This window comes from Celeribacter baekdonensis, from assembly GCF_003047105.1.
Classification (GTDB): Bacteria; Pseudomonadota; Alphaproteobacteria; order Rhodobacterales; family Rhodobacteraceae; genus Celeribacter; species Celeribacter baekdonensis_B.
Genome location: NZ_CP028475.1, coordinates 1,604,581 through 1,616,662, shown reverse-complemented (window position 1 = coordinate 1,616,662; position 12,082 = coordinate 1,604,581). Strand labels below are relative to the sequence as shown.

Genomic DNA, 12,082 nt, shown 5'->3' with positions numbered 1-12,082 from the left:
CTAAGACATGGTCGAATTTTTCACGACAACAAATCTGGGCATTGCGCTCCTGGTCCTCGGACAATGTCTGTTGGTCTTGGTGCCTTTGTTCGTTGCGCTCGCCTTCTTGATGTATGGCGACCGTAAAATCTGGGCGGCTGTCCAGATGCGCAAGGGCCCCAATATCGTGGGCGTCTTTGGTTTGTTGCAGTCCTTTGCGGACTTTATCAAATACATCGTGAAAGAGGTGGTTGTGCCTGCGGGGGCAGACAAATTTGTCTTTTACCTCGCGCCGATGATCACCTTTGTCACCGCCTGTATCGCCTGGGTTGCGATCCCATGGAATGACGGTTGGGTGATTGCCGATTTGAACGTCGCAATCCTTTATATCTTCGCCATTTCTTCGCTTGAGGTTTACGGCGTGATCATGGGGGGCTGGGCGTCGAACTCGAAATACCCCTTCTTGGGCGCACTGCGCTCTGCGGCTCAGATGATTTCCTATGAGGTCTCCATCGGTTTGATCATCATCGGCGTGGTGATCTCTACCGGCTCGATGAACTTTGGTGACATCGTGGCCGCGCAAGACGGGGCCGGGATTTTGTCTTGGTACTGGTTGCCGCATTTCCCGATGGTGGTGTTGTTCTTCGTGTCCGCCTTGGCCGAAACCAACCGCCCGCCGTTCGATTTGCCCGAAGCGGAATCGGAACTCGTGGCTGGTTATCAGGTTGAATATTCCTCCACGCCGTTCCTGTTGTTCATGATGGGCGAATTGATGGCCGTGGTGCTGATGTGCGCGCTCGTGTCGATCCTGTTCTTCGGCGGCTGGAATTCTCCGGTTGAATTCTTGCCCGACGGTATCCTTTGGCTCGTTGGCAAGATGCTGTTCTTCTTCTTCATCTTCTCGATGGTCAAAGCCATCGTGCCGCGTTACCGCTATGACCAGTTGATGCGCATTGGTTGGAAAGTCTTCCTGCCGCTGTCGCTGTTCTGGGTCGTTCTGGTGGCATTCCTCGCAAAATTCGAAGTCTTCGGTGGGTTCTATGCCCGCTGGGCGATTGGAGGCTGATCATGGCTCAAACCGACACTCCGTTCGATTACAGCCGCGCTGTGAAATACTTCCTGATGACCGACATCATTGCCGGTTTCAAAATCGGGTTGCGGTATTTCTTTGCGCCGAAAGCGACGATCAACTACCCGCATGAAAAGGGGCCTCTGAGCCCGCGTTTCCGGGGTGAACATGCGTTGCGTCGCTATCCGAATGGCGAAGAGCGTTGCATTGCTTGTAAACTGTGCGAAGCGATCTGCCCGGCGCAGGCGATCACCATTGATGCCGAACCGCGTGAGGATGGCTCGCGCCGCACCACGCGTTACGACATCGACATGACGAAATGCATCTACTGCGGGTTCTGCCAAGAAGCCTGTCCGGTCGATGCCATCGTCGAAGGTCCGAATTTCGAATTCGCCACCGAGACCCGCGAAGAGCTGTTTTACGACAAAGAAAAACTGCTTGAAAACGGCGCGGTGTGGGAAGCGGAAATTGCTCGTAACCTCGAACTCGATGCGCCTTACCGATGAACACAGACGTGTCGCATATGGACGCCTACGCCAAAGGCAAATCTTTCACCGAGGCCACAAACCCCGGCATGGAAGAGGCTTTGGCTGCGCGCTACGATGCGCTCCTTCCGGGGCTGTCGCGTGATCTGGTCGAGATGAACGGCCGGATCTACCCGCGTGGCGTTTTGGATGAAAAGACACGGGAACTTTTGACCATTTCTGCCCTCACCGCTTTGGGGGGGCAGACGGCACCTCAGTTGAAAATTCATGTGGCTGCGGCCCGTAAATTGGGCCTGTCGCGCGAAGAAATCTGTGAGGCGATATATCAAATGTCGCTCTACGGTGGCATGCCCGCAATGTTTAATGCGCTCAACGCTGCCATGAATGTCTTTGAGACAGAGGAGGCGGTATGACCGATTTTACCAAGCTTTTCGCGGAGATGATGGCGCAGAGCCAAAAGATGGCCGCGTCTTTCAATCCGGCGTTGGAAAATTTCCAAATGCCCGCGTTAGACAAATTGTTTCCGACAATGACCAAAGAGCAAATGGACATGTTTTGGGGCAATGCGTTCAACAAGGACGGTTTGGATGCCAAAACCCGTTTGCTCGTCGTGCTCGCCGGGCAAACCGTTTTAGGGGCTCAGGCCGAAGCGCCGTTTAAAATGACGGTCCGCCACGCCCTTGAGGCTGGGGCCACGCAAAAGGAGATCGCGGAAGTGATCTATCAAATGTCGATGTTGGGCGGTGTGCCCGCAATGTCAAAGGCACTGGAGTTGGCGCAGGCCGTCTTCTCCGAGACGCAGGAGGGCAGTGAATGACTGTCGTAGATTTCGCTTTTTACACCTTCGCCATCGTGATGTTGGTGGCCGGGCTTTTCACTGTGGTTTCCAAAAACCCAGTGCATTCCGTGCTTTGGCTGATCCTGACGTTTTTGTCCGCCTCCGGACTTTTCGTGCTCTTGGGCGCGGAATTTGTCGCGATGTTGTTGATCATCGTTTATGTCGGGGCCGTCATGGTTCTGTTCCTCTTCGTGGTGATGATGTTGGACGTGGACTTTGCCGAGTTGAAAGCCGGGATGGCGAAATATCTGCCCTTCGCTTTGCTGATCGGTGTGGTGTTGCTGTTGCAGATGGGCATTGCCTTTGGCGATTGGACCACCTCCGAGGGTGCGCAAGCATTGCGCCAGTCGGTCACCCCGGACGCGGCCGAGATCCACAACACCGCCGCTTTGGGCCTGTTGATGTATGACCAATATCTGATGTTGTTCCAACTTGCGGGTCTGGTGCTTTTGGTCTCGATGATCGGGGCCATCGTGTTGACGCTGCGCCACCGCTCAGATGTCAAACGCCAAAACGTGTTGCAACAGATGTACCGCGATCCGGGCAAAGCCATGGAACTCAAGGACGTCAAACCGGGGCAGGGGCTTTAAATCCTGCCTGACGAAATTACGAGGGGCGCGGCCGTGTGTTGCGTGCCCCGAACCAAAGGCCGCGAATGCGGCGTGAGAGAAAGAACTGAGGGACGGCATGGTCGGACTTGAACATTACCTGACAGTCGCAGCGGCGCTGTTTGTCATCGGCATTTTCGGGCTCTTTTTGAACCGAAAGAACGTCATCATCATTTTGATGTCCATCGAGATGATCCTGCTGTCGGTCAATATCAACCTTGTCGCTTTCTCCTCGTATCTTGGGGATTTGACGGGGCAGATTTTCACGATGCTGGTGCTCACCGTGGCCGCTGCTGAAGCGGCGATCGGGTTGGCCATTCTTGTGAGCTTCTTCCGCAACCGCGGCACGATCGACGTCGAAGACGTCAACGTGATGAAAGGGTAAAGGCCATGGAAACGATCATCCTTTTTGCGCCTCTTGTGGGCGCGATCATCGCGGGCTTTGGCTGGCGTGTGATTGGCGAAAAGAGCGCGCAATATCTGACCACGGGTCTTTTGTTCTTGGCGGCTTTGCTGTCTTGGGTCGTGTTCCTTGGCCAAGATGGCGAGACCCATCATATCACGATCCTGCGTTGGATCGAAAGCGGGGCACTGTCGGTCGATTGGGGCATTCGCGTTGATCGTCTCACCGCGATCATGTTGATTGTCGTCAACACGGTGTCCGCTCTCGTGCACCTCTATTCCTTCGGCTACATGGCCCATGACGAGAATTTCAAAGACAGTGAGCCCTACCGCGCCCGGTTCTTTGCCTATCTCTCGTTCTTCACCTTCGCCATGTTGATGCTGGTGACCGCTGACAACCTTGCCCAAATGTTCTTTGGCTGGGAAGGCGTGGGTCTCGCCTCTTACCTGTTGATTGGCTTCTATTTCAAAAAGCCCTCTGCCGGTGCCGCGTCGATGAAAGCCTTTATTGTCAACCGTGTGGGTGACTTTGGCTTCTCTCTTGGCATCTTTGGTCTGTTCTTTCTCACCGACAGCATTCGTTTGGATGATGTCTTTGCCGCCGGTCCGATGTTGGCCCAAACGCAATTGCATTTCCTCTGGACCGAATGGAACGCGGCCAACTTGATTGGTTTCTTGTTGTTCGTCGGCGCGATGGGCAAATCGGCGCAGTTGTTCTTGCACACATGGTTGCCGGACGCGATGGAAGGCCCGACCCCAGTGTCGGCGCTGATCCACGCCGCGACGATGGTCACCGCCGGTGTGTTCCTGGTCTGCCGCATGTCGCCGATCTTTGAATACGCACCGCAAGCGCAGATGTTCATCATCTACATCGGGGCCACCACGGCGTTCTTCGCCGCCACCGTTGGCCTTGTGCAAAATGACATCAAACGCGTCATCGCCTATTCGACCTGTTCGCAGCTCGGCTACATGTTCGTGGCCGCGGGTGTCGGCGCCTACGGTCCGGCGATGTTCCACCTTTTGACCCACGCTTTCTTTAAAGCGATGTTGTTCTTGTCGGCGGGCTCGGTGATCCACGCGATGCACCATGAACAAGACATGCGCAACTATGGTGGCCTTCGTAAAAAGATCCCGTTCACCTTCTGGATGATGATCATCGGCACGCTGGCGATCACCGGCGTTGGCATTCCGCTCACACATTTCGGGTTTGCGGGCTTCCTCTCGAAAGACGCCATCATCGAAAGCGCCTATGCCTCCGGGGTTGGTTATGCCTTCTGGATGCTGGTCATCGCGGCCTTGTTCACCTCCTTCTACTCGTGGCGCCTGATTTTCATGACCTTCTACGGCAAAGCCCGTGGCGATCATCATGCCCATGATCATGCGCATGAAAGCCCGCTTGTCATGCTGGTGCCGCTTGGCGTCTTGGCGCTCGGTGCGGTGTTTGGTGGGATGATCTGGTATAATAGCTTCTTTGGCGATCATGAGAAATTCACCGAATTCTTCGGTCTTCCCATGCATCATGAAGAGGTCATGGCCGAGGGCGAAGCCGCGCCGGCACATGGCGAGGCGGCGACCACGACCCACGCGGATGCGAATGGCGATGCGATGGTTGCGGCTGAGGCCGGTCACGGCGACATGGCGATGGCTCCGCAAGGCGCGATCTTTGTGGGCCCTGAGAACACCGTGCTTGATGACGCGCACCACGCGCCGACTTGGGTCAAGATCTCGCCCTTTATCGCCATGCTCATCGGGTTCATCACCGCTTGGATCTTCTACATCAAAAGCCCGAGCCTGCCGAAACGTCTGGCCGACAGCCAACCCGTCGCTTACCGGTTCTTGTTGAACAAATGGTATTTTGACGAGATCTATGACGCGCTCATCGTGCGTCCGCTTTTGGCGCTGGGTCGGTTCTTTTGGAAACGCGGCGACGAGGACACCATCGACGGTGCGATCAACGGCGTCGCCATGGGCATCGTGCCCTTCTTCACCCGCCTTGCTGGCCGGGCGCAGTCGGGCTTTATCTTTACCTATGCATTTAGCATGGTCTTGGGGATTGTGATCTTGATTACCTGGATGTCGATCAACGGAGGGACACACTAATGGATAACGTCCTTTCCTTTGTCACCTTCCTGCCCACTGTGGCGGCTCTTGTTCTGGCGCTGTTTCTGCGGGGCGATGATGCGGTGGCGCAACTCAATGCCAAACGTCTTGCCTTGTTTGCGACCGTCATCACCTTTGTGATCTCGCTCTTTATTCTCTTTGGCTTTGATGCCTCGGACACTGGGTTCCAGATGGTCGAAGAACACAGCTGGATCATGGGGATGAACTACAAAATGGGCGTGGACGGGATTTCGGTTCTGTTCGTCATGCTCACCACCGCTTTGATGCCTTTGGCGATCTGGTCCGCGTGGGACGTCAAGCTGCGCGTCAAAGAATACATGATCGCGTTTCTGTTGTTGGAAACGCTCATGCTCGGCGTGTTCTGTGCGCTCGACCTGATGCTGTTCTACCTGTTCTTTGAGGGCGGTCTGATCCCGATGTTCCTGATCATCGGCATCTGGGGCGGCAAAAACCGCATCTATGCGGCGTTCAAATTCTTCCTCTACACCTTCTTGGGGTCCGTCCTGATGTTGGTGGCGATGGTCGCGATGTATATCGACGCAGGCACCACCGACATCGTGCAGTTGCTGGCCCATGATTTCTCCTCCGAGACGATCAAGGTGCTGGGCTTTAACATCGTTGGCGGCTTCCAAACCCTTGCCTTCTTGGCCTTCTTCGCCTCTTTCGCGGTGAAAATGCCGATGTGGCCGGTGCACACCTGGTTGCCCGATGCCCACGTTCAGGCACCGACGGCGGGTTCCGTGGTTCTGGCCGCGATCCTTTTGAAAATGGGTGGTTACGGCTTCCTGCGGTTCTCGATCCCGATGTTCCCGGTGGCCTCCGCCAACTTGGCTGATTTCGTCATGGTCCTCTCGGTGATCGCAATTGTCTACGCCTCGCTCGTGGCCCTTGTGCAAGAGGACATGAAGAAACTCATCGCGTATTCTTCGGTCGCGCATATGGGCTATGTCACGGCCGGTATCTTCTCGCTGAACCAACAAGGCCTCGACGGTGCGATCTTCCAAATGATCTCGCACGGCTTTGTTTCCGGCGCGCTCTTCCTTTGCGTTGGCGTGATCTACGACCGGATGCACACCCGCGACATCGACGCCTTTGGTGGTCTGGTGAACCGGATGCCCGCCTATGCGCTGGTGTTCATGTTCTTCACCATGGCCAACGTCGGCTTGCCGGGCACGTCGGGCTTTGTCGGGGAATTCCTCACCCTCGTCGGGATGTATCAGGCCAACACCTGGATCGCTTTGGTCGCGACCTCGGGCGTGATCTTCTCCGCCGCTTACGCGCTTTGGCTTTACCGCCGCGTGGTCTTGGGCGATCTGATCAAAGAAAGCCTCAAGGCGATCACCGATCTGAGCGCGCGTGAAAAGTGGATCTTTGCGCCGCTGATCGCCATGACCCTTCTCTTGGGTGTCTACCCCTCGTTGGTGACCGATATCATCAGCCCGTCGGTTGCCGCCCTCATCGACAATTATCACGCAGCTCTGCCGACCGATCTGGTCGTCGAAGCGGCAAGCCACTAAGGGATCAGGACCATGACCTCCAACGATTTCTCCATCGTCCTCCCGGAAATCTTGCTTGCCATTTACGGCATGCTCGCGCTCCTCTTCGCGGTCTACACCGGCAAGGACAAACTCGCAGGCGCGATCACTTGGGTGACGGCTGCGGTGTTTGTCGTCGTCGCTTTGCTCATCGGTTTGGGCGGCGGCGGGTCGGTGGATGCCTTCCACGGCCTGTTTATTGATGATGCCTTCTCGCGTTTTGGCAAGGTTGGCATTCTTTTGGCCGGGGCCGCCGTTCTGGTGATGTCCTACGACTTCCTCGACAAACGCGGTTTCGCCAAGTTCGAATACCCGATCCTCGTGTTGTTCTCCACGATCGGCATGATGGTGATGGTCTCAGCCGGCGATTTGATGTCGCTCTATCTGGGCTTGGAGCTGATGTCGCTGTCCTTGTACGTCATCGCATCTTTCCGCCGTGACAGCGTGAAATCGACCGAGGCCGGTTTGAAATATTTCGTGCTGGGCTCGCTCTCATCCGGGCTTTTGCTCTACGGGTCGTCTTTGGTTTACGGCTTTGCGGGCACCACCTCTTTCGCCGGTATCCTCTCGGTCGTCTCCGTTGACGCGCCGATCGGGGTGCTGTTTGGCCTCGTCTTCATCATGACGGGTCTGGCGTTCAAAGTCTCCGCCGTGCCGTTCCACATGTGGACCCCGGACGTCTATGAAGGCGCGCCAACACCGACCACCGCGTTTTTCGCCACCGCGCCGAAATTGGCCGCGATGGGGCTTTTTGCCCGCGTGTTGCATGACGCCTTTGGGGGCATCACCGGCGACTGGCAACAGGTGCTTGCGGTGATCGCCGTGGCTTCCATGTTCCTCGGTGCGATTGCCGGGATCGGTCAAACCAATATCAAACGCCTGATGGCCTATTCGTCGATCTCCCACATGGGCTTTGCCCTCATGGGCTTGGCTGCGGGCAATGCCGAGGGCGTGCAATCGGCGCTGATCTACATGGCGATCTATGTCACGATGAACATCGGCACCTTCGCCTTTATCATGACGATGGAACGCGATGGTCAGCCGGTCACTGACATCGCCTCTCTGAACCTGTACTGGCGCAATTCCCCGGCCAAGGCTCTGGCTTTGCTGGTTCTGATGTTCTCGCTCGCGGGTGTGCCGCCGATGCTTGGATTCTTCGGGAAACTGGCCGTGCTTCAGGCCGCTTGGGGCGCGGGTTTGGTCTATCTTGCTGTCTTCGGTGTGATCGCCTCCGTGATCGGTGCATTCTACTACCTGCGCATCGTCTACTACATGTACTTTGGCGCTGAGACCGATCCTTTGGACAAAGTCTCTTCGCCGGTGACTTTTGCGCTTTTGACCCTCTCCGCGCTGATCATGTTGGTCGGGATCGTCAATATGTTTGGCGTCGATGGCATGGCAGCGCTCGCGGCCGAAGCCCTTGTCAAATAATCTGCACCAATGGCCCGAAGGGGTAGGGCGCAGCGTCCTGCCCTCGGTGGACAGCACCATGTCGGAGGCCGCGCGTGTCGCGGCCTCTTCCACATTCGCGCAATGGATATTGGCCCTCTCGCAAACGGCGGCGCATGGTCGGCGGGGCCGGGCTTGGGCAATGCCTGAGGGCAATTTTGCCGCCACCTTGTTGATGTTCCCAACAGAGCGGCCAGAACTGGTGGCGCTGCGCTCCTTTGTGGCCTCGCTTGCGCTCTATGACGCGTTTGTCGCCGCCACCGGGCGGACCGATCCGTTTTCACTGAAATGGCCCAATGACGTCTTGCTCAATGGCGGCAAGGTCGCGGGTATCCTTTTGGAACGCGGGCCTGCGCATTTGGCCATTGGCATTGGCGTCAACCTTGTTGCAGCTCCGGTTCCGGCACAGCTTGAGGAGGGGGCCGTGGCCCCGGTCTCTTTGGCCGATGAAACCGGGGCGCTGGTTGCGCCCGAAGAATTCCTGGACTTGCTCGCTCCGGCCTACGCCCATTGGGAGGCGCAATTTGTCACCTATGGTTTCGCGCCGATCCGCACGGCATGGCTCGCGCGGGCTGCGCGTTTGGGCCAACCGATCCGCGCCCGTACCATGCGCGAAGAACATCATGGCACGTTTGAAACCGTGGATGCCTTTGGCAATCTTGTGCTTGCCACATCCTCGGGAAAACTCACCATCCCCGCCGCTGAGGTTTATTTTTAAATGCTTCTTTGTATCGACACCGGCAACACCAACACTGTCTTTTCCATCTGGAATGGCACGGATTTCATCGCCACATGGCGCACCTCGACCGAACATCAACGCACAGCTGATCAATATTACGTCTGGCTCTCGTCCTTGATGAATTTTCAAAAGATCGAAGCCAATATCACCGAGGTGATCATCTCCTCCACCGTGCCGCGGGTGGTGTTTAATCTGCGGGTTCTGGCCAATCGCTACTTTGACTGTCGTCCGCTTGTGGTCGGCAAACCCGAATGTCTCTTGCCCCACATGCCGCGTGTGGATGAGGGAACGACGGTCGGCCCCGATCGTTTGGTCAATACTGCGGCGGCGTTTGACACATTCGGCGGCGATCTGATTGTCGTTGATTTCGGCACCGCCACCACCTTTGATGTCGTGGCCGAAGATGGGGCTTATGTTGGCGGCGTGATCTCTCCGGGGGTCAACACCTCGCTTGAATCTCTGCACCTCAAAGCCGCAGCTTTGCCGCATGTGGACGTGACCATGCCGGATAAGGTGATCGGCACCAACACCGTCGCCTGTATGCAATCTGGGGTGTTTTGGGGCTATGTCGGTCTCGTGCGCGAAACCTGCAACCGGATCAAGGACGAATATGCCCGCCCGATGCAAGTCATCGCCACCGGAGGCCTTGCGCCTTTGTTCAATCAGGGCCACAAACTCTTTGACGCATTTGACGAATTCCTGACCATTCGCGGCCTCGTGGTCATTCACCAATATAATAAGGATCAGGGCAACATATGAGCGATAGACTTCTTTACCTCCCGTTAGGCGGCGCCGGTGAAATCGGCATGAATTGCTATGTTTACGGCTACGGCCCGGCGGGCAGCGAACGCTATATTGTCGTCGATCTCGGCGTGACGTTCCCCTCAATGGATGGCACTCCCGGTGTCGATCTTATCTTTGCCGATATTGCTTGGCTGGTGGAGCGCAAGGACCGCATTGACGCGATTTTCATCACCCATGCGCACGAAGATCATGTCGGCGCGGTGGGCCATCTTTGGCCCCGTCTCGGCGCGCCGATCTATGCGCGTGCCTTCACCGCCCACCTGGCGCGGCTGAAATTCGAAGAGCACGGTCATGATGAGTTGCAAATCAAAACCGTCTCGAAATGGCCGGACACGACCACCGTCGGGGCCTTTACGGTCGGCTTCCTGCCGATCTCGCATTCGATCCCCGAAAGCTCGGCCTTGGTCATCGACACGCCTGCGGGCCGGATCATCCACACTGGCGATTTCAAACTTGATGAGACGCCTGTTGTGGGCGAGGCCTTTGATCGTGCGCTGTGGGAAGAGGTGTCCAAAGACGGCGTCAAAGCCATGGTTTGCGATTCCACCAATGTGTTTTCGCCCAATCCGGGCCGCTCCGAATCCGAAGTCATCGGCCCGCTCACAGAGCTGATTGCGGGTCTTGACGGCATGGTCGCCGCCACCACATTTGCCTCCAACATCGCTCGGGTCAAAACCTTGGCCGTGGCGGGCGCGAAAGCGGGGCGCTCGGTTGTGCTTTTGGGCCGCGCGATGCGCCGGATGATCACCGCGGCAATCGAAACCGGGATCATTTCCGATTTCCCCGCCACGGTGTCGCCGGAAAACGCCACCGACATTCCGCGTGAAAACCTGATGCTCTTGACCACTGGGTCGCAGGGCGAACATCGTGCGGCCACCGCACAATTGTCGCGCGGCAAATACCTTGGCCTGAAATTCGCCGCCGGGGACACGATGATTTTCTCGTCGAAAACCATTCCCGGTAATGAGGTTTCTGTCGGGCGGATCGTCAACGCGTTTTCTGAAATGGATGTGAACGTGATCTCCGATCAGGATGGTTTGTTCCACGTCTCTGGCCACGCCAACCGCCCTGATCTGGCGACCCTGCATGACGTTGTCAAACCGCAGGTCGTGATCCCGATGCACGGCGAGCACCGTCACCTGCGCGAACATGCGAAACTTGCGGAATCCAACGGGTTTAAAGCCGTGATTGCGCCAAATGGCGTCTGTCTTGACCTCGCGGGCAATGCGCCGCGCGTGGTCGAATATGTCGAAACCGGGCGGACCTATCTTGATGGCTCGATCCAGATCGGTGCAATGGATGGCATCGTGCGTGACCGTATTCGCATGGCGCTCAATGGGTTGATCGTGGCCACAGTGATCATTGAGGACAACGAGCCTTTGGGGGATTGTTGGTGCGAAGTGCGTGGCCTGCCTGAGGTCGGTCGGTCGCGTGCGCCACTTGTGGATGTGTTGGAAGAGGATGTGAACCAATTCCTGATGCGGGCCAAACCCAAGACGCTTTCGGATGACAGCAAACTCGAAGAAGAGATGCGCCGCATCATTCGCAAATCGACCCATGAAGAGACCGGCAAAAAGCCAGAGGTCCAAATCGTGATCTCTCGCCTGTCCAACTGAACATGCGTCAAAGACTGTGGCCTGCATATTGGTCATGGGAAAACCGGCACCTCCGCCCTTCAATCCGCTCTTTTGGCGGGGGAAGGGGCGCAGGCCGGGTATTTCTATCCATCGACGGGGCGAAACCCCGATGGGGTGCACAATCTCTTGTTTCCGCTCAAAGGAGACACATATAATGCGCCACAGATGCAGGCACTGATGGCGTCAGTTGCAGAGATTGAGGCGCACTCCAGCGGGCGCCCGGTTATCCTCTCGTCGGAAACACTTTGCGCCGCGCCTATGGCAAAAGTGACCGCTCTACAGGCGTTGTTTGATCCGTTCGATACGCGGATTGTCTATTATATCCGTCCGCAAGTTCCCTTGGTCGAGAGTGCCTTTCGACAGTTTCAGCGCGCCCGACTTTCACCGCGACACACAGCGATCCGCGATGTCGCCGC

12 protein-coding genes are annotated in these 12,082 nt (G+C 56.8%); all 12 read left to right on the top strand.

The features are described from left to right. Positions 1-7 precede the first annotated feature (7 nt). Positions 8-1,045 carry an NADH-quinone oxidoreductase subunit NuoH gene (gene nuoH / locus DA792_RS11420; protein ID WP_107720046.1) on the top strand — a complete coding sequence of 346 codons (1,038 nt, stop codon included), beginning with the start codon at positions 8-10 and terminating at the stop codon, positions 1,043-1,045. A gap of 2 nt (positions 1,046-1,047) precedes the next feature. After that, the gene (gene nuoI, locus DA792_RS11415; RefSeq protein WP_009570856.1) at positions 1,048-1,554 is read left to right on the top strand and encodes an NADH-quinone oxidoreductase subunit NuoI; all 507 of its coding nucleotides are present in this window, start codon (positions 1,048-1,050) and stop codon (positions 1,552-1,554) included. Beyond that, on the top strand, positions 1,551-1,946 hold the full coding sequence (locus DA792_RS11410) for a carboxymuconolactone decarboxylase family protein (protein WP_254679682.1): 396 nt from the start codon (positions 1,551-1,553) through the stop codon (positions 1,944-1,946). Before nuoI ends, DA792_RS11410 begins: the two co-directional genes overlap by 4 nt. Further along, entirely contained in the window at positions 1,943-2,350 is a 408-nt protein-coding gene (locus DA792_RS11405; protein ID WP_107720045.1) for a carboxymuconolactone decarboxylase family protein, read from the top strand. Before DA792_RS11410 ends, DA792_RS11405 begins: the two co-directional genes overlap by 4 nt. Continuing rightward, positions 2,347-2,961 (top strand): NADH-quinone oxidoreductase subunit J, encoded by a 615-nt coding sequence (locus DA792_RS11400; protein ID WP_107720044.1) that lies wholly within the window; start codon positions 2,347-2,349, stop codon positions 2,959-2,961. The genes DA792_RS11405 and DA792_RS11400 overlap by 4 nt, the downstream gene beginning before the upstream one ends. Before the next feature lie 97 nt (positions 2,962-3,058). Further along, positions 3,059-3,364: an NADH-quinone oxidoreductase subunit NuoK gene (gene nuoK, locus DA792_RS11395; protein WP_009570853.1), complete on the top strand. Its 306-nt coding sequence runs from the start codon at positions 3,059-3,061 to the stop codon at positions 3,362-3,364. 5 nt (positions 3,365-3,369) lie between these two features. Beyond that, positions 3,370-5,481: an NADH-quinone oxidoreductase subunit L gene (nuoL, locus tag DA792_RS11390; RefSeq protein WP_107720043.1), complete on the top strand. Its 2,112-nt coding sequence runs from the start codon at positions 3,370-3,372 to the stop codon at positions 5,479-5,481. After that, complete coding sequence (locus DA792_RS11385) at positions 5,481-7,019, top strand: NADH-quinone oxidoreductase subunit M (RefSeq protein ID WP_107720042.1); 1,539 nt, start codon at positions 5,481-5,483, stop codon at positions 7,017-7,019. The genes nuoL and DA792_RS11385 overlap by 1 nt, the downstream gene beginning before the upstream one ends. Positions 7,020-7,031: 12 nt before the next feature. Then, positions 7,032-8,468: an NADH-quinone oxidoreductase subunit NuoN gene (gene nuoN / locus DA792_RS11380; RefSeq protein ID WP_107720041.1), complete on the top strand. Its 1,437-nt coding sequence runs from the start codon at positions 7,032-7,034 to the stop codon at positions 8,466-8,468. Then, positions 8,428-9,204: a biotin--[acetyl-CoA-carboxylase] ligase gene (locus tag DA792_RS11375; RefSeq protein WP_107720040.1), complete on the top strand. Its 777-nt coding sequence runs from the start codon at positions 8,428-8,430 to the stop codon at positions 9,202-9,204. Before nuoN ends, DA792_RS11375 begins: the two co-directional genes overlap by 41 nt. Next, a complete protein-coding gene (locus tag DA792_RS11370) occupies positions 9,205-9,984 on the top strand; it encodes a type III pantothenate kinase (protein ID WP_107720039.1) in 780 nt (259 codons plus the stop codon). Next, complete coding sequence (locus tag DA792_RS11365; protein ID WP_107720038.1) at positions 9,981-11,645, top strand: ribonuclease J; 1,665 nt, start codon at positions 9,981-9,983, stop codon at positions 11,643-11,645. Before DA792_RS11370 ends, DA792_RS11365 begins: the two co-directional genes overlap by 4 nt. Positions 11,646-12,082: the final 437 nt, after the last annotated feature.